The organism is Massilia luteola, assembly GCF_034420155.1.
Classification (GTDB): Bacteria; Pseudomonadota; Gammaproteobacteria; order Burkholderiales; family Burkholderiaceae_D; genus Telluria; species Telluria luteola.
In genome coordinates, this window is the sequence record NZ_JAXOFN010000003.1 from 37,091 (window position 1) to 55,079 (window position 17,989).

The window sequence follows — 17,989 nt, forward strand, 5'->3', positions numbered from 1 at the left end:
CAGCAATCAAGGAGACGGCATGGCATCAAGGCAGCAGTACCTCGTGCGCGGCGCGTTCGCGCTGGCGATCCTGTCCGGCGCGGGCGGCGCGGCGGCAGCGACCTATTACGTGGCCCCTGGCGGCAACGACGCCGGCGCCGGCACGCAGGCGGCGCCCTGGGCGAGCTTCGCGAAGGCGCAGGCGGCCGCGGTGGCCGGCGACACCGTGTACTTCCGCGGCGGCGCCTACGTCTACCACGCTGGCCTGAACCAGTGCGCCAGCATGACGGACACCGTCAACGTCATCACCCTGAACAAGAGCGGCGCATCGGGCAAGGCGATCCGCTATTGGGCGTATCCGGGCGAAACGCCGGTGTTCGACTTTTCGCAGATGAAGGACAACTGCCGCGTGAAGGGCTTCAACGTGACGGGCAGCTGGATCCACCTGAAGGGTCTGGAAGTGACGGGCGCGCCGCAGCAGCCGGGCAATCTGCTGAACAACGAATCGTGGGGCGTGTGGAACAGCGGCAGCAACAACACGTTCGAGGCGCTGAACACGCACCACCACATGGGTCCCGGCATGTTCATCGCGAAGGGCAGCAACAACCTCGTGCTGAACGTCGACTCGCACCACAACTACGACCCGTACAGCAAGAGCGGCCCGGGGCAGAACGCGGACGGCTTCGGCGTCCACATCGGCGCCAACCAGCCCGGCAACGTGATCCGCGGCTGCCGCGCGTGGGCGAACACGGACGACGGCTACGACACCATCAACGCCTATTCGCCGGTGCTGATCGAGAACTCGTGGGCGTGGATGATGGGCTACTATCCCGGCACCACGACGTCGGTCCCGGCCGGCAACGGCAATGGCTTCAAGCTGGGCGGCTACGGCGGCGTGTACGTCGCGAACGCGCCGCAGCACACGGCCCGCTTCAACGTCGCCTTCAAGAACAAGGCCTACGGCTTCTACGCCAACCACCATCCGGTCGCGAACTACTTCTACAACAACACGGGCGTCGCCAACCACGCCGACTTCAACATGCTCGGCATCGACCCGAGCGGCGCCGCCATCAGCCTCGGCATCCTGCGCAACAACCTCGCCTGGCAGGGCACGCTGGTGATGAACATGGGCGGCGCCGACGTCGCCAACAACAGCTGGAACCTCGCCAGCGTGTCGGTCACCAGCGCCGACTTCCAGAGTGCGTCATTGGACGGCTGGGATGCGCCGCGCCTGCCGGACGGCAGCCTGCCCGTGCTCCCTCACCTGCGCCTGGCCAGCGGCAGCGACCTGCTCGACAAGGGCGTCAACGTCGGCCTGCCGTACAGCGGCGCCGCGCCGGACCTGGGCGCGTTCGAAGGCAGCGCGCCGGTGACGCTGTTCACGGATGTCGGTGCGAACATGAAGGTCACGCAATCGGGCCTCACGCTGAACCGCACGACGCAGCAGATGAGCGGCACGCTCAGCTTCACGAACCGCTCGACGACCACGTACGACGGCGTGCTGATGGCGCGCCTCGACACCCTGAGCGATGGCGTCGTGCTGTCCAACCGCAGCGGCAGCCAGGGCGGCGCGCCGACGCTGACCGTGACGTCGGCCCATCTCACGCCGGGCCAGACGGTGACGTTCCCGCTGGTCTTCGCCAACCCGGCGCACGTCGCCATCGGCTATACGCCGCGCCTGTTCGCGGGCCAGCCATGAAGCGGCTCGCACTCGCCCTGTCCCTGCTGTGCGCCTGCGCCACGGCCGCCGCCGGTCCCACCTACCACGTGGCCGTCGACACGCGCGACTACGCCGGCCAATCGGGCTACCTCGACTTCCTGCTCCTCGGCCAGGCCGCCGCCAGCGCCATGCACGCGACCTTGAGCGGCTTTGCCGGTATCGAGCCGGATGGCGGCGCGGCGGACATCGCCGCCGGCGACGTCAGCGGCTCGGCGGCACGCGCCGTGGTGCTCGGCAACGACACCGGCTGGAACGAGTTCGGACTGTGGACCCGCTTCACGGGCCAGCTGGCGTTCGACGTCGCCTTCGACATCGACCCGCTGCCCGGCGCCGGCAGCACGCTCGAGGTGGCGCTGCTGGACGCCGGGCTGAACTACCTGGGCCCGGACGGCGACGTCTTGACGTTCGCCACGCTGCCGGGCGCGGCGCCGGTCGTGACGGCGACGGCCGCCGTGCGCCTGCCGGAAGCGCCGGCGCCGGCGCTGTGCCTGACCGGGCTCGCGCTGCTCGGGCTGGCCCGCCGCCGGCGCGCCTGAATCGGGACGGACTGGTCAACGGGACGGGAACGCTGTTAGCATTGCGGCACGCGGGCCGACCGCGTGTCCGCCTTCCCTTTCCCGTATCAAGTAGATAAAGTAATCGAGCGATGACGAAACCATTCAAACGCATCCTGTTCACCGGCGCCGCCGGTAACCTGGGCCGCCGCCTGCGCGAGCGCCTGCACGAATTCGCCGACATCGTGCGCCTGTCCGACGTCGTCGATGTCGGCCCGGCCGCGGCGCACGAGGAAATCGTCCTGTGCGACCTGGGCGACCGCGACGCCGTCACGCGCATGTGCGAGGGCGTCGACGCCATCCTGCACTTCGGCGGCATCTCCACCGAAGAGGAATGGGCGCCGATCATGCAGGCCAACATCCTCGGCATGGTCAACCTGTACGAAGCCGTGCACAAGCTCGGCATCCGGCGCGTGATCTTCGCCAGCACCAACCACACGATGGGCATGTACAAGACCACCGACCTCGTCGACGCCACGATGCCGCCGCGCGCGGACGGCTACTACGGCGTGTCGAAGGTCTTCGGCGAGACGCTGTCGCGCTATTACTGGGACCGTTTCGGCGTGGAGACCGTGTGCATCCGCATCGGCTACTGCTGGCCGGAAGCGACCAACTACCGCCAGATGGTGACGTGGCTCTCCCTCGACGACCTCGTGCAGCTGCTGCACCGCGCCCTCGCCGCGCCGCGCGTGGGCCACACGATCACGTTCGGCATCTCGGACAACGAGGGCCGCTGGTGGGACGACCGCCACGCCGCGTTCCTGCGCTACCAGCCCAAGGACAGCTCGGCGCAATTCGCGCACAAGCTGCCGCAGACGGTGGAGTATCCGCCGGCCGACGACATCACCACGTTCTACCAGGGCGGCGTGTTCCTGCACAACGGGCCGAAATACAAGCCGTGACACGGCCCTGAAGCACGGGTCGGCACGTCAGATGTCGTCTGACGTCCGACCTCAGTGTCGTCGTCCCCGCGCAGCTATGCTCCGTCGTTCCCGCGCAGGCGGGAACCCAAGTATCGTCGGATCACGGTTAACTTGGGCCCCCGCCTGGGCGGGGGCGACGGGGCTACTTTTTGCGGACTTGCCGGATCAACGGGTCCGCCCGGCCGAACGGCCTCCCACCTGCGCGGCAACCACGGTGTTTTTGTACCGGTGTCCACATTTTTTCGCAGGCTTGTCAGACAAGTGAGGCCGCACAGCTATAATCATGGCCTGGAGCCACTGTTTACCACATGCGCATGAACTCGCCGACCGTCCTGCTGCCCGCCCGCAAGAAATACCGCAACCTCGCCCAGGGCGTCGTGGAAGAACTGAGCGCGCGCATCCGCCGCTCGGAATTCAACCCGGGCGACAAGCTGCCGCCGGAATCGGCCATCATGGAGGCCTACGGCGTCAGCCGCACGGTGGTGCGCGAGGCGATCTCGCAGCTGCAGGCGGGCGGCCTCGTGCAGACGCGCCACGGCATCGGCACCTTCGTGCTGGAGCCGCCCGCGACGACGCTCGGCATCGGCACCGACAGCGTGGTGACGGTGCGCGACGTGCTCGCGATCCTGGAACTGCGCATCAGCATGGAGACCGAGGCCGCGTGGCTGGCCGCGTCGCGTCGCACCGACGAACAGGTGGCGCGGATGGGCGAGGCGCTGGGCGAGATGCAGCGCGCCCTGGTGAACGGCCGCACGTCCGTGGAGGCCGACGTGCGCTTCCACCAGCTGATCGCCGAAGCGACCGACAACCGCTACTTCGTCGAACTGCTGGGACAACTGGGCAGCGCGATCATCCCGCGCGCGCGCCTGAACACGCCGGGGTTCGGCGAGGACAAGCCGGCCGACTACCTCGAACGCGTGAACCGCGAGCACGAGGACATCTACAAGGCGATCCTGCGGCGCGACCCGGAGGCGGCGCGCGCCGCGATGCGCACCCATTTGTCGAACAGCCGCGAGCGGCTCCGCGAAGCGCAGCAGCGCCTGCAGGACCACCCGGCGGGCTGAAACGATCATGGGCGCGTGGGCACCACCGTGCCCACGCGTGACGCCGGCACATCGCCACCGTCGCGCGGGCACGGGGTGCCCGCCCTACGGGATCAACGGTACTGCAGCGCGGCGTTCCGCACGACGGTCAGCCTGGGCCGCGTCGCGCGCGGCGCCGGCGCTGGCGCCGCATCGCGCTCCAGCGTGAAGATGCCGACGGCTTCCAGCAGCGACTGCGCCTGCGCCTTCAGGCTTTCCGCCGCGGCCGCGGCTTCTTCCACCAGCGCCGCGTTCTGCTGCGTGATGCCGTCCATCTGGTGCACCGCGGTGCTCACCTCGGCGATGCCGTGGCCTTGCTCGTTGCTGGCGCGGGCGATGTCGGCGAGGATGCCGGACACCTGCCGGATCGCGTCCATGATCTCGTCCATCGTGTTGCCGGCCTGGTCGACGAGGCGGCTGCCCGTCTCGACGCTCTGCACGGAATCGCTGATCAGGCCCTTGATTTCCTTGGCGGCGCCCGCGCTGCGCTGGGCCAGGCCGCGCACTTCCTGCGCCACCACCGCGAAGCCGCGTCCCTGCTCGCCGGCGCGGGCCGCTTCCACGGCCGCGTTCAGCGCGAGGATGTTCGTCTGGAAGGCGATGCTGTCGATGACGCCGATGATGTCGCTGATGCGCGCCGAGCCGTCCTTGATCTGGCCCATGGTCGACACGACCTGCGCCATCACGTCCCCGCCCTTGCCCGCCACGGTGGTGGCGCGCGCCGCGAGCTCGTTGGCGTTCTGCGCGTTGGCGGCGTTGCGCTGGACGGTCTGGGTCAGCGTCTCCATGGCGCTGGCGCTCTCCTCCAGCGATCCGGCCTGCGCTTCCGTGCGCGCCGACAGGTCGGCGTTGCCGGTGGCGATTTCGTTCGTCGCCGTCGCCATGCTTTCCGTGCTCGTGCGGATCTTGGCGAGCATGTCGTGCAGGTTGCCGTTGATGGTGGCGATGGCCCCCATCAGCCGGCCCACCTCGTCGTCGAATTCGACGGCGATCTCGCCCGACAGGTCGCCGCCGGCGATGCGGTCGGCGGCGTCGACGGCCTTGTTCAGGTTGCGCATGATGTAGCGGTACACCATGTACAGCGCCGCCGTCGTCAGCACGAGCGACACGACCATCAGCGCGATGGCGGCCGTCATGGCGGTGCTCGTCGCGTGCCCGGCGGCGGCGACGGCCGCGCCGGTGCGCTCGTCCAGCAGGCGCAGGAAGTCGTTCAGCGGCACCATGATGCGCGCCTTGTTCCGGTGGTAGGCCGCGTCGTGCATGATGGTGCGGGCGAATTCCGGATTCGGGTCGGCCTTGCGCGTGAAGCCGCCGTGGCCGTCGTCGAACAGGCCCTTGACGGCGTTCATCGCAATGACTTCCGTCTTGACGAGCGCGTCGGAGTCGTCCTGGGCTTCCTTGAGCTTGGCGAACTCCTGGTCGGAAAAGCCGGCCTGGCGCATCAGCTGCTGCAGCGGGATCGTCTGCCCGCTCGACGGCGGGACCGCCACGCCGCCGGCCACGAGGTCCCAGTAGATGCGCTCGTAGTGCTCGGGCCGCGGCTTCGTGCCGTTGCGGATGGCGAGGATGTCCATGTATTGCTGCTCGTAGCGCGCGTCGCCCGTGACGACATAGGTGCGGGCGAGGCGCGTCAGGTCGTCGGAACTCTGGCGCAGTTCGTCGGCCAGCAGGTAGGACCGGTAGCGCGCGTCGCTCGCCGCCGTCGCGCGGCTCTGCGCCGACGAGACCCGCGACAGCGCGACCAGCATGAGGCCGGCCATCAGGAGCGTCAGGGCCAGCAGGGTGATGAACGTTTGTTTGATCGTAAGGTGCCGCATGATGTCTCCTCGGTGGACACCTACAATCTATCCAAATCTATCCACTGGAAACAGCAAAAACTGCACTGAAGTGCAAAATGTTTTCATGACGCAACATATGATGCACTGAATACAATCGCCGGCCGGCGGCGCGGCGTGCCGTCCCCGCGCCGCCGGCCGGTGCTCAGAAGCTCATGCGCACGCCGGCCCGGTAGCTGCGGCCGATCACGTCGTACAGGGCCGGATTGATGCCGATGCTCAGGTTGGTCTGCGGCACGAGCACGGGGCCGCGGTCGGCCAGGTTGTCGATCTTGAAATACAGCATCGAATCCTTGGCAAACCGGTACGTCGCGCCGATGTCGACGTAGGTGGCGCCCGCGATATGGTTGTCGTAGATGGTCGGGTGCGCCGCCGTCGGCAGCGGGCAGTTGGTCTGGCATTCGATGTATTCATTGCTGAACACGCCGGCGCTGACCCAGCGCTCCGTCAGGCTGACGCCCAGCTTGCCGTCGTCCCACGATTCCGTCACGAGCGCCTTCCACTTGGGCGTGCTGCCCGTCATATTGCCCGCGCCTTCGCTCGGCGTGGTGCCGGGCACGCCGGGATCGGACACCGCGTGGATCGTGCGCGTGGCCATGCCGCGCAGCGTGAACGCGCCCGGCAGGCCGTAGTCGCGCAGGTTGGTGCGATACGCGGTCTCGAAGTCGACGCCCTTCGTGTGCAGCGACGCGAAGTTGAAGCTCTGGGCCAGCACGTAGTTCGTGCCGGCCGGACCGTTGATCGACACGGCCGGGCACACGTTCTGGTAGCCGGCGTAGCACAGGTCGACTTCCTGCTGCGGGCCCAGCGAGTTGATCACGTTCCGGACCTTGATGTCGTAGTAATCGACGGAGAGGTTGAAGCCCCGCGCCCATGCCGGCTGGCTCAGCACGATGCCGAATGAATTGTTGCGGGCGACTTCCGGCTTGAGGTCGGGATTGCCGACGTTGCGCTGCTGGACCTGGACCGACGAGCCCTGTGAATTGTTCACCGCCTGGTTGGTGACCGTCATCGCGGCGTACAGCTCGGACAGGTTAGGCGCGCGCACGTCCTTCGAACTCACGGCGCGCAGGCGCAGGCCGTCGACCGGCGTCTTCCACGTCGCGCCGATCTTCCAGGCGTTGGCGTTGCCGGCCGTGCTGTACTTCTCCTGGCGGTCGGCGACGTTCAGGTTGGCTTCGCCCCACGTGGCCGATTTCAGGAACGGGACGTTGAACTCGACGTAGGCTTCCTTGACGTTGAACGCGCCGCGGCCGTTGTGGTAATTCCCCGCGAACCAGTTGTCGCCGCCCGCCGCGAGGGTCGTATCGAGCGGATAGCTGGGGCCGTAGCGCGATTGCAGGTCCACGCCGGCGCCGTACGGGTCGCCGTACACCGAGTAATCCTCGCGGCGCCATTCGGCACCGGCGGCCATCGAGACCGGTCCGGCCCAGGCCTCGACCAGGTCGCCGTGCACGTTGGCGCTGACGACGTTCTGGCTCGAATCGGTGTGCTGCATCGGACCGTTCAGCGGGGCGATGTACGACCAGCCGGCCATATTGATCGGCACGTCGCCGAAGATGTCGATCGGCTGGCAGCCGTTGGCGCGCGCGCCGGCGTCGCGGCAGACGACGGTGCCGCCGGCGTCGCGCACCGCATCGATCGCGTAGTTGTAGCGGCGGTTCAGCGTGATGTCCTGCACGTGGATCACGGTCGTGTTCTCCCCGTGCTCGGCGTACGCGTCGTACGACCAGTCCTTGCCGAACAGGCCAAAGCGGCCGTCCGCGCCCACGACGACGCGGCGCTGGGTGCGCGTCGGGTGCACGGTGATATTGGCGGGGAATTCCGCGTTCGCGGTACCGACCTGCATCACGCCGTTCGGGTAGCCGGACGCGCAACCGGCCGCGATCGACGCCGGCAGGTAGGCGTTGTCGCACTTGATGCCGAGATTGGCCTGCTTGGCCGCGCCCGGATTCGGCGAGAACACGGACGTCACCTGCGCCCAATTGCCCGTCACGTAGATTTCGTTGTCCGCGTCGAGGTCCCACGACACGCGCGTGTACGCGACCTGGCGCCTGAAATTCATCGCGAGGTTCGTGCCCGCGCCCACGCTGCCGGCCAGGTCGCCGCCCACGCAGAAGTTGCCGCCGCAATTCGTCCCGTACTGGAACGGATACGGCGTGCCACCCGGCCCGAACGCCGTGCCCTTGAGCGGACCGTCCGTGATCAGGCCGTATTTCGCGTACTGGACGTGCTGCGCATGCAGGATGCTCTTGTAGCGCGGCGCGCCCGCGGCCTGCTGCGCCTTCGTCGACTCCTGCAGGGCCGGGTTCATGAACCAGCTGCGGCCGTTCGCGCCGACTTCGCCGAAGCCCGGCGAATCGATGCCGTTCTCCTTCGTGAACTCGGCGCTCGCCTCGACGTGCAGGCGGTCGTTCGCGAAGCCGCGCCCCCATGCCGCCTGCAGCGTGCCGTTCTTGTCGTCGTGATACTGCGTCATGCCGCCTTCGGCATTGAACTTGAAGCCATTGAACTTCTTGTCCGTGATGAAGTTGACGACGCCGCCCACCGCATCCGAACCGTACGACGCCGACGCGCCGCCCGTCACCACGTCGACGCGCTTGACGAGCAGTTGCGGGAACTGGCTCACGTCCGTCACGCCCGTCACGTTGGCGCCGACGACGCGCTGGCCGTCCAGCAGGGTCAGCGTGCGGATCGTGCCCAGGCCGCGCAGCGACAGCGACGACAGGCCCTGCACGCCGCTCGACGTGCTGTACGTGAAGGTCGTGCGGCCCGTGCTGCCCTGGAGGGCCGGCAATTCGATCAGGGTTTCGAACAGGTTCGGCTTGGCGGCCTTGGCGAGGTCGTCCGCCGTCAAGGTGGTCGTCGGCGTCGGCTGGCTGAACCCGCGCGCGGCGATGCGCGAGCCGGACACGACGACGGTGGTGACGGCCTCCGGCGCGGCCGGGGCGCTCTGGCCCTCCTGTGCCCATCCCGGCACGGCGGCAACGCCGCAGGTGCTGGCGACGGCGAGGTGGATCAGGGTCTTGCGAAACTGCGTTGGCATATTGTCTCCGTTTTATTGTATCGGTATCGTTTGTTGCCTCTGCTGCTGTTCCTTTGTGGTGCATCGCGCGGTGGTAACGCTATCTGTTAGCGCTATCAAAGCGAGATCCGGATTTTGATCCATTCCGTAAATATGCGTCCAATAACTTTTATCAATCGTACGATGCAAAAATCACATCGAATCCTATGCCGATGGCGGTCCCGGCGGCCAACGCGCGCCGAATTTCCACTTGCCCTTTTCACTCGCCACTTGTACGATGACTGACAATTGTAGAGCGTGCATTCCTGCGCGTCGTGTCATCGCCTTTTTCCTGGAGCCTCCATGAATCCGCAAGAACTCAAACAGGTCATGTCGTCCGGCCTGCTGTCCTTCCCCATCACCGACTTCGATGCCGAAGGCAACTTCCGCCCCAGCACCTACATCGAGCGCCTGGAATGGCTCGCCCCGTACGGCGCCACCGCCCTGTTCGCGGCCGGCGGCACCGGCGAATTCTTCTCGCTGACGCACGACGAATACGCGCAAGTGATCAAGACCGCCGTCGACACCTGCGCCGGCAAGGTGCCCATCCTGGCCGGCGCCGGCGGCCCGACCCGCAGCGCCATCGCGTTCGCCCAGGAAGCCGAACGCCTCGGCGCCAAGGGCGTGCTGCTGCTGCCGCACTATCTGACCGAAGCGAGCCAGGACGGCCTCGTCGCCCACGTCGAGCAAGTCTGCAAATCGGTGAACATCGGCGTCGTCGTGTACAACCGCGCCCAGTGCCGCCTCACCCCGGATTCGCTGGAAAAGCTGGCCGACCGCTGCCCGAACCTGATCGGCTTCAAGGACGGCATCGGCGACATCGAACTGATGGTCTCGATCTGGCGCCGCATGGGCGACCGCTTCAGCTACCTGGGCGGCCTGCCGACCGCGGAAGTCTATGCCGCCGCGTATAAGGCGCTGGGCGTGCCCGTGTACTCGTCGGCCGTGTTCAACTTCATGCCCAAGCTGGCGATGGATTTCTACCACGCGGTCGCCAAGGATGACCACGCGACGACCAACCGCCTGCTGGACGAATTCTTCCTGCCCTACCTGGCGATCCGCAACCGCAAGGCCGGCTATGCCGTGTCGATCGTCAAGGCCGGCGCGCGCCTGGTCGGCCACGACGGCGGCCCGGTGCGCGCACCGCTGACCGACCTGACGGCGGAAGAATCGGAGATGCTGCACAAGCTGATCATCGCCCAGGGCGCCCAATAACCACTACGATCAGGAAGACAACCACATGAGCATCCAAGGTGAAATGATCATCGGCCGCCGCCTCGTGCGCGGCAGCGCCGGCACGACCCGTGCCTTCAATCCCGCGACCCGCGCGCAGATCGAGCCGGAATTCGGCCTCGCGACGGAAGACGACGTCGCCGCCGCGTGCGCGCAGGCGGAACTCGCGTTCGACCCGTACCGCAGCCTGCCGCTCGAACAGCGCGCACGCTTTCTGGAAACCATCGCCGACCGCATCATGGACATCGGCCCGCTGCTGATCGAGCGCGCGTCGGCCGAATCCGGCCTGCCGGCGGCACGCCTGGAAGGCGAGCGCGGTCGCACCTGCAACCAGCTGCGCCTGTTCGCCAAGGTCGTGCGCGACGGGAACTTCCTCGAAGCGACGCTCGATTCCGCCCTGCCGCAGCGCACGCCGCCGCGCTCCGACCTGCGCATGCGCAAGATCGGCCTGGGCCCCGTCGCCGTGTTCGGCGCGTCCAACTTCCCGCTCGCATTCTCCGTCGCCGGCGGCGACACCGCGTCCGCGCTGGCGGCCGGCTGCCCGGTCGTGGTGAAGGCGCACAGCGCCCACCTGGGCACGTCGGAACTGGTCGGCAAGGCCGTGCGCCAGGCCGCCGAGGATTGCGGCATGCCGGACGGCGTGTTCTCGATGCTGATCGGCGAAGGCCGCGTGGCCGGCCAGGCGCTGGCCGCACATCCGGCCATCAAGGCCGTCGGCTTCACCGGTTCGCGCCAGGGCGGCCTTGCCCTCGTGCGCACGGCGAACGCGCGCCACGAACCGATCCCCGTCTATGCCGAAATGAGCAGCATCAATCCGGTGTTCATCCTGCCGGGCGCCCTCGCCGCCGGCGGCGCGAAACTGGCCGGTGCCTTCGTCGATTCGCTCACGCTCGGCGTGGGCCAGTTCTGCACCAACCCGGGCCTCGTGATCGCCCTGGCCGGCACGGACCTGGACGCGTTCCGCGCCGCCGCCGCCGAGGCCTTGGCCGCCAAGGGCGCGGGCACGATGCTCACCGCGGGCATCCACCAGGCCTACGTCGACGCCGTCGGCCGCCGCTCGGGCATCGCCAACGTGGAACTGGTCGCGCAAGGCAGCGCCGAAGGCACCGGCTGCGCCGCGCAGGCCGCGCTGTACGCCACCGACGCCGCCACGTACATCGCCAGCCCGGCGCTGGACGAAGAGATCTTCGGCCCGGCGTCGCTGGTGATCGCATGCCGCGACGAGGCCGAGATGCTGGCCGTGGCGCGCCACCTGGAAGGCCAGCTGACGGCCACCGTGCACGCCACGTCCGCCGACCGCGCACTGGCCGCCGGCCTGCTGCCGACGCTGGAGCGCAAGGCCGGCCGCGTGCTGTTCAACGGCTTCCCGACCGGCGTCGAGGTGTCGCACGCCATGGTGCACGGCGGCCCGTTCCCGGCCACGTCGGACAGCCGCTCGACGTCGGTGGGCGCCACCGCCATCGAACGCTTCCTGCGTCCGGTGTGCTACCAGGACGTGCCGGCCGACCTGCTGCCGGAAGCCCTGCGCGACGACAACCCGCTGGGTCTCGCGCGCATGGTCGACGGCACGCTGCAGGTCGCAAAATAATCATCATGTAGACGTTTAGCAGCACCGGGTGGCTGGTACGATGTGCCGGCCACCCGCCGTCGCCCGCCCATCCGGCGGCGACGGCAACGGCCGGAGGAGACGCCGGCCGCGCACAAGTCGGCACAACCTGATAGAAGGCCTGACCATGACACGCAATCGCACAAGCGACGCCGCCCCGACCGCCGGCGGCAACTTCCGGTGGACCATCTGCGCCCTGCTGTTCTTCGCCACCACCGTCAACTACCTCGACCGCCAGGTGCTGAGTCTTCTCGCCCCTTCGCTGTCGAAGGAATTCGGCTGGTCGAACACCGACTACGCCAACATCGCCGCCGCGTTCCAGTTCGTGTACGCGATCGCCCTGCTGCTCGCGGGCCGCATCGTCGACCGGCTCGGCACCAAGACCGCGTACACGCTCGCCATCGTCATCTGGTCGGGCGGCGCCGTCGCCCACGCGTATTCGATCGAACTCGGCGCCGGCCTCAAGGCCATGCTCGGCCTCGCCGTGCCGGCCTCCGTCCTCGGCTTCATCGTCGCGCGCACGATCCTCGCGATCGGCGAAGCCGGCAACTTCCCGGCCGCGATCCGCGCCACCGCCGAATACTTCCCGAAGTCCGAGCGTTCGTTCGCGACGGGCATCTTCAATTCCGGCGCCAACATCGGCGCGATCCTGGCGCCGCTGACGGTGCCCGTGCTCGCCGCGATCTGGGGCTGGCAGGCCGCATTCATCTGGATCGGCGGCATCGGCTTCCTGTGGGTCGTGTTCTGGGTCTTCCTGTTCGACGAGCCGGCACGCCAGCGCCGCCTGTCGCGCACGGAACTCGACTACATCCGCAGCGACGACGCCGGTGCCGCACCGGTCGCCGCGACCGGTCCCGCGCCGGGCTGGCGTACGCTGCTCGGCCTGCGCCAGACGTGGGCGTTCATCGTCGGTAAATTCCTGACGGACGGCGTGTGGTGGTTCTTCCTGTTCTGGCTGCCGAAATACCTGACCGACAAATACGGCATGGCCACGTCCGACCTCGTGCTGCCGCTGGCCGTCCTGTACAGCATGACGATGGTGGGCAGCATCGGCGGCGGCGCGCTGCCGACGCGCTTCATGCGCCGCGGCGACGCGCCGTACGACAGCCGCATGAAGGCCATGCTCATCATCGCCTTCTTCCCGCTCGTCGTGCTGCTGGCGCAGCCGCTGGGCCACTTCGGCTACTGGGTGCCCGTGATCCTGATCGGCGTCGGCGCCTCGGCGCACCAGGCGTGGTCGGCCAACCTGCTGACGATCACGTCGGACCTGTTCCCGCGCCATTGCGTCGCGTCGGTGGTCGGCATCGGCGGACTGGCGGGCGGCATCGGCGGCGTGCTCGTCACCAAGGTCGGCGGCAGGCTGTTCGACTACTACGGCGGCCTGGGCCAGATCCAGACCGGCTACATGATCATGTTCGCGTTCTGCGCGCTGGCGTACCTGGCGGCGTGGATCATCATGAAGATGCTCGTGCCGACCCAGGCGACGGCCCGCCTGCCGGAGGAGCTGGCGCATGCTTGACGCGGTCGTGGAAAGCGTCGACGGCGTCCGCTGCACCGTCGGCGAGAGCCCGGTCTGGCACGCGGCCGAGCAGGCCTGGTACTGGGTCGACATCCCCGCGCGCCGCATCTGGCGCCTGGATCATGCGACGGGCGCCGCGCGCCACTGGACGGCGGCCGAAATGGTCGCCTGCATCGCGCCGCGCGCCAAAGGCGGCCTGATTGCCGGCATGGAGACCGGCATCTTCGCCGTCGACCTCCAGGATGACGGCACCGTGCGCGCCGAGCGCATGGGCGCACCGCCCGAACTGGCGCCCGGCATGCGCTTCAACGACGGCCGCACCGACCGCCAGGGCCGCTTCTGGAGCGGCACGATGTGGATGGACATGGCCGCCGCGCTGCCGATCGGCCGCCTGTACCGCTACGACGCGGCCGGGCTGTCGGCGCCGCTCGTCTCCGGCCTCGTCACGCAGAACGGCCTCGCCTGGTCGCCCGATGGCCGCACGATGTATCTGTCCGATTCGCATCCCACGCGCCGCCGCGTGTGGGCGTTCGACTACGACGTGGACGCCGGCGTCCCGCACGGCCGGCGCCTGTTCGTCGACATGGCCGCGTACGCGGGCCGGCCGGACGGTGCGACGATGGACAGCGACGGCTGCTACTGGGTCGCCGGCAACGACGGCGGCAGCCTGCTGCGGTTCACGCCGGGCGGGAAGCTGGACCGCGAACTGGCGCTGCCGGTGCCGAAGCCGTCGATGCCGTGCTTCGGCGGACCGGCGCTCGATACCCTGCTCGTCACGTCGATCGTGCAGCCGGGGCGGGAGGACGATCCGCTGGCGGGCGCGGTGCTGCTCGTGCGGCCAGGCGTGCGCGGGGTGGCGGAGGTGGCGTTCGGCGCGTGAATGCGGTGACATCGTTCGATGGAACGATGTCGGTGTCCATTCAAGTGCCGGCGGAACGTCCGGGGTCGGCGACCTCCGCCCTCGCGCACGCATGCGACACGCGAACGTCGCGCGTGCGACATGCGAGCCGCACGCGCGGGCACGGGGTGCCCGCCCTACGAGTTTCGGTGTCGCGGCGCATCGGTTAGTTGCAAACAACCGGGAAACGATGGCACCGCCCACACCCGCGGCCCGATGCGGTATCGTGACGGCCGCACACAGGAGTCCCGATGAACGACAGCACCCATTTCTACGAACCGCGCGCCGGCCACGGCCTGCCGCACGATCCCTTCAACGCCATCGTCGGGCCGCGTCCCATCGGCTGGATCTCGTCGCGCAGCCGCGCCGGCGCCCTCAACCTCGCGCCGTACAGCTTCTTCAACGCCTTCAATTACACGCCGCCCATCGTCGGTTTCGCCAGCATCGGCTACAAGGACACCGTCCGCAACGTCGAGGAAACCGGCGCGTTCTGCTGGAACCTGGCCACGCGCACCCTCGCCGACCGCATGAACGCCACCTGCGCCGCCGTGCCGCCCGACGTCGACGAGTTCGCACTGGCCGGCCTGACGCCCGTGGCGGCGCGGCTCGTCGACGTGCCGCGCGTGCTGGAAGCCCCCGTCTCGTTCGAGTGCCGGCTCACCCAGGTCGTGCGGCTGCAGGGCGCCGACGGGCAAGCCGTGCCGAGCTGGCTCGTGCTGGGTGAAGTGGTCGGCGTGCACATCGACCGGGCGCTGCTCACGGACGGGGTCTACGACACGGCGCGCGCCGGTCACATCCTGCGCGGCGGCGGGCCGGCCGACTATTTCGAGATCGGGCCGGCGCAGCTGTTCCGCATGTTCAGGCCGCAGTGATATACGTAATATCTGGCGAACTAAGCAACATCGCCCGCGATCACGTATGATCGCGTATCGCCGTCGACCACGGCGCCTCCGTCTACGCCTGCGCCAGGAGCGCGCGTACTGCCCCGGCCACCCGTGCCGTGCGGGCGACGGACGGCGCCCACGGTACCGCTTTCGACTCGAAACGCGGCGCATGTCCCGGCACACGTCGCCCCGCGGTCCCTGCCGCGTACGGGAACGGCAGCAACGAATACACAACATCGTCCGCGTCAAGCGGCATAGGAGAAGCAATGAGTACCGAAAGCAGCCTGAACGAGGCTAAAGACACCCAGCTGCGCGCCGACGCGCTCGAATACCACCGCAGCCCCGTGCGCGGCAAGATCGAGGTCGTGGCGACGAAACCCCTGTCCAACCAGCGCGACCTGTCGCTCGCCTATTCGCCCGGCGTGGCCTACGCCTGCGAAGAGATCGCCGCCAACCCGGCCACCGCCGCCGAGTACACGTCGCGCGGCAACCTGGTCGCCGTGATCTCGAACGGCACCGCGGTCCTTGGCCTGGGCAATATCGGCCCGCTGGCCAGCAAGCCCGTCATGGAAGGCAAAGGCTGCCTGTTCAAGAAATTCGCCGGCGTCGACGTGTTCGACCTGGAACTGGCCGAGAACGATCCCGATAAACTCATCGACGCAATCGCCATGCTCGAGCCGACCGTCGGCGGCATCAACCTGGAAGACATCAAGGCGCCGGAGTGCTTCTACATCGAGAAGAAGCTGTCGGAGCGGATGAACATCCCCGTCTTCCACGACGACCAGCACGGCACCGCCATCATCTCGTCCGCCGCCCTGCTCAACGCATTGAAAGTCGTCGGCAAGGACATCGGCCAGGTAAAACTGGTGGCGTCCGGCGCCGGCGCTGCGGCCATCGCCTGCCTCGACATGATGGTGAGCCTGGGCGTGCAACGCGGGAACGTCTTCGTCGCCGATTCGAAGGGCGTGATCTGGCAGGGCCGCGACGCGAACATGGAAGCCAACAAGGCCCGCTACGCGCAGGATACGGGTGCGCGCACGCTGGCCGACATCGTCGCCGGCGCCGACGTGTTCCTCGGCTGCTCGACCGCCGGCGTGCTCACCGGCGACATGGTGAAGACGATGGCCGACCGCCCCGTCATCCTGGCGCTGGCGAACCCGGAGCCGGAGATCCGTCCGGAAGTGGCGAAGGCCGCCAGGCCGGACTGCATCGTCGCGACCGGCCGTTCGGACTATCCGAACCAGGTCAACAACGTGTTGTGCTTCCCGTACATCTTCCGCGGCGCCCTCGATTGCGGCGCGACGCGCATCACGACCGAGATGAAGCTGGCGTGCGTGAGCGCGATCGCCGAACTGGCCGAGGCGGAAGCCAACGACGCCGTCGCCGCCGCCTACGCCGGCCAGGACCTGACCTTCGGCCCCGACTACATCATCCCGAAACCGTTCGATCCGCGCCTGATGGCCGCCATCGCGCCGGCCGTCGCCAGGGCCGCGGAAGCGTCGGGCGTCGCCACGCGCCCGATCGCCGACATGGATGCGTATCGCGACAAGCTGGGCGAGATGATCTACCACACCGGCTTCTTCATGAAGCCCGTGTTCGCGAAAGCCAAGGCCGCGCCGAAACGCGTCGCCTACGCCGACGGCAGCGAACCGCGCGTGCTGCGCGCCGTGCAGACCGTCGTCGACGAGGGCCTCGCGAAGCCCGTCCTGATCGGCCGCGCGGCCGACGTGGAACAGGCGATCAGGCAGTCCGGCCTGCGCCTGAAGCGCGACGTCGACTACACGCTCGTCGAGGCCGAGGGCGACACGACCCTGCAAGGTGCCCATCTGCTGAACGCGGGCCAGGTCGACTCGCTGATCTGCGGCATGCAGGGCAGCTACGACACCCACCTGGCGCACGTGAAGAACGAGATCGGCCTCGCGCCGGGCGCCGACGTGCTGGCCGCGATGAACGCGCTGGTGCTCGACAAGATGACCCTGTTCATCACCGACACCTATGTCAACGACAATCCGTCGGCGCAGGAACTGGCGGCCATCACGAAGCTGGCCGCGACGGAGATGCGCCACTTCGGCGTGGAACCGAAGGCGGCGCTCGTGTCGCATTCGATCTTCGGCTCGTCCCAGCGGCCCTCCGCGCAGCGCATGCGCGACGCGCGCGCGCTGCTGGCTGCGAGCGCGCCGGAGTTGCCGGTGCTGGGCGAAGTGCATGGCGACGCCGCGCTGTCGGAAGACATCCGCCGCGTGTACCAGTCCGACGACGGTTTCGCGGGCAGCGCCAACCTGCTCGTGATGCCGTCGCTGGACGCCGCCAACATCCTGTTCAACGTGCTCAAGGTCACGTCGGGCAAGGGCGTGACGGTCGGCCCGATCCTGCTGGGCGCGGCGAAGTCCGTGCACATCCTGAGCCCGAGCGCGACGGTGCGCCGCATCGTCAACATGACGGCGCTGGCGGTGGCAGAAGCGCGCTAGGACCTTCTGCCAGAAAGAAGCGCGCCAGCGTCCATTTGACTGGCTTGTATCGCCAGCAGTAAGACCGTCGCCCCTGCGCAGGCAGGGGCCCAAGATCGTCGCATCTCGCAGCATGCGAACTTGGGGGTAGAAACTGCGAAAAGAAGCCCGGCAAACACTCGGGGACGCGCCCCCGAGTGCCGGATTCTTTGCTAAGCTGTCGAGCTGAAACCGATTTCACACAG

12 protein-coding genes are annotated in these 17,989 nt (G+C 68.2%); 10 read left to right on the top strand and 2 right to left on the bottom strand.

What is annotated here, in order from left to right; genetic code table 11:
* Positions 1-19 precede the first annotated feature (19 nt).
* From U9J41_RS05655 to U9J41_RS05670, 4 genes are all read left to right on the top strand, one after another.
* On the top strand, positions 20-1,678 hold the full coding sequence (locus U9J41_RS05655) for a right-handed parallel beta-helix repeat-containing protein (protein WP_322400762.1): 1,659 nt from the start codon (positions 20-22) through the stop codon (positions 1,676-1,678).
* Positions 1,675-2,235 (top strand): NF038129 family PEP-CTERM protein, encoded by a 561-nt coding sequence (locus tag U9J41_RS05660; RefSeq protein ID WP_322400763.1) that lies wholly within the window; start codon positions 1,675-1,677, stop codon positions 2,233-2,235. Before U9J41_RS05655 ends, U9J41_RS05660 begins: the two co-directional genes overlap by 4 nt.
* Before the next feature lie 110 nt (positions 2,236-2,345).
* Positions 2,346-3,155: an NAD-dependent epimerase/dehydratase family protein gene (locus U9J41_RS05665; RefSeq protein ID WP_322400764.1), complete on the top strand. Its 810-nt coding sequence runs from the start codon at positions 2,346-2,348 to the stop codon at positions 3,153-3,155.
* A 335-nt stretch (positions 3,156-3,490) separates the two neighbouring features.
* Positions 3,491-4,240 carry a FadR/GntR family transcriptional regulator gene (locus U9J41_RS05670; protein WP_322400766.1) on the top strand — a complete coding sequence of 250 codons (750 nt, stop codon included), beginning with the start codon at positions 3,491-3,493 and terminating at the stop codon, positions 4,238-4,240.
* A gap of 92 nt (positions 4,241-4,332) precedes the next feature.
* Here the strand turns inward: U9J41_RS05670 and U9J41_RS05675 are convergent, their stop codons facing one another.
* Together U9J41_RS05675 and U9J41_RS05680 are read right to left on the bottom strand one after the other, a co-directional pair.
* A complete protein-coding gene (locus U9J41_RS05675; RefSeq protein WP_322400768.1) occupies positions 4,333-6,075 on the bottom strand; it encodes a methyl-accepting chemotaxis protein in 1,743 nt (580 codons plus the stop codon).
* Positions 6,076-6,238: 163 nt separating this feature from the next.
* A complete protein-coding gene (locus tag U9J41_RS05680; protein ID WP_322400769.1) occupies positions 6,239-9,139 on the bottom strand; it encodes a TonB-dependent receptor plug domain-containing protein in 2,901 nt (966 codons plus the stop codon).
* A gap of 321 nt (positions 9,140-9,460) precedes the next feature.
* On the opposite strand from U9J41_RS05680, the gene kdgD reads away from it, so the two are divergent.
* The 6 genes from kdgD to U9J41_RS05710 all read left to right on the top strand — a co-directional run bounded on the left by kdgD (position 9,461) and on the right by U9J41_RS05710 (position 17,765).
* Complete coding sequence (gene kdgD / locus U9J41_RS05685) at positions 9,461-10,372, top strand: 5-dehydro-4-deoxyglucarate dehydratase (protein ID WP_322400770.1); 912 nt, start codon at positions 9,461-9,463, stop codon at positions 10,370-10,372.
* Between the two features lie 25 nt (positions 10,373-10,397).
* Positions 10,398-11,978, top strand: a complete 1,581-nt coding sequence (locus U9J41_RS05690) for an aldehyde dehydrogenase (NADP(+)) (protein ID WP_322400772.1) — start codon at positions 10,398-10,400, stop codon at positions 11,976-11,978.
* 145 nt (positions 11,979-12,123) lie between these two features.
* A complete protein-coding gene (locus U9J41_RS05695; protein ID WP_322400773.1) occupies positions 12,124-13,515 on the top strand; it encodes an MFS transporter in 1,392 nt (463 codons plus the stop codon).
* A complete protein-coding gene (locus U9J41_RS05700; RefSeq protein ID WP_322400775.1) occupies positions 13,508-14,395 on the top strand; it encodes an SMP-30/gluconolactonase/LRE family protein in 888 nt (295 codons plus the stop codon). Before U9J41_RS05695 ends, U9J41_RS05700 begins: the two co-directional genes overlap by 8 nt.
* Positions 14,396-14,664: 269 nt before the next feature.
* On the top strand, positions 14,665-15,285 hold the full coding sequence (locus tag U9J41_RS05705) for a flavin reductase family protein (protein ID WP_322400776.1): 621 nt from the start codon (positions 14,665-14,667) through the stop codon (positions 15,283-15,285).
* A gap of 278 nt (positions 15,286-15,563) precedes the next feature.
* Positions 15,564-17,765: an NADP-dependent malic enzyme gene (locus tag U9J41_RS05710; RefSeq protein ID WP_322400778.1), complete on the top strand. Its 2,202-nt coding sequence runs from the start codon at positions 15,564-15,566 to the stop codon at positions 17,763-17,765.
* The last annotated feature ends 224 nt before the right edge of the window (positions 17,766-17,989 follow it).

What these genes read in the sequence shown, in the direction of transcription:
- U9J41_RS05660 (WP_322400763.1), top strand. Translation starts at nt 1,675, where the DNA reads ATGAAGCGGCTCGCACTCGCCCTGTCCCTGCTGTGCGCCTGCGCCACG.
- U9J41_RS05700 (WP_322400775.1), top strand. Translation starts at nt 13,508, where the DNA reads ATGCTTGACGCGGTCGTGGAAAGCGTCGACGGCGTCCGCTGCACCGTC.
- kdgD (WP_322400770.1), top strand. Translation starts at nt 9,461, where the DNA reads ATGAATCCGCAAGAACTCAAACAGGTCATGTCGTCCGGCCTGCTGTCC.
- U9J41_RS05680 (WP_322400769.1), bottom strand. Translation starts at nt 9,139, where the DNA reads ATGCCAACGCAGTTTCGCAAGACCCTGATCCACCTCGCCGTCGCCAGC.
- U9J41_RS05655 (WP_322400762.1), top strand. Translation starts at nt 20, where the DNA reads ATGGCATCAAGGCAGCAGTACCTCGTGCGCGGCGCGTTCGCGCTGGCG.
- U9J41_RS05710 (WP_322400778.1), top strand. Translation starts at nt 15,564, where the DNA reads ATGAGTACCGAAAGCAGCCTGAACGAGGCTAAAGACACCCAGCTGCGC.
- U9J41_RS05690 (WP_322400772.1), top strand. Translation starts at nt 10,398, where the DNA reads ATGAGCATCCAAGGTGAAATGATCATCGGCCGCCGCCTCGTGCGCGGC.
- U9J41_RS05695 (WP_322400773.1), top strand. Translation starts at nt 12,124, where the DNA reads ATGACACGCAATCGCACAAGCGACGCCGCCCCGACCGCCGGCGGCAAC.
- U9J41_RS05665 (WP_322400764.1), top strand. Translation starts at nt 2,346, where the DNA reads ATGACGAAACCATTCAAACGCATCCTGTTCACCGGCGCCGCCGGTAAC.
- U9J41_RS05675 (WP_322400768.1), bottom strand. Translation starts at nt 6,075, where the DNA reads ATGCGGCACCTTACGATCAAACAAACGTTCATCACCCTGCTGGCCCTG.
- U9J41_RS05670 (WP_322400766.1), top strand. Translation starts at nt 3,491, where the DNA reads ATGAACTCGCCGACCGTCCTGCTGCCCGCCCGCAAGAAATACCGCAAC.
- U9J41_RS05705 (WP_322400776.1), top strand. Translation starts at nt 14,665, where the DNA reads ATGAACGACAGCACCCATTTCTACGAACCGCGCGCCGGCCACGGCCTG.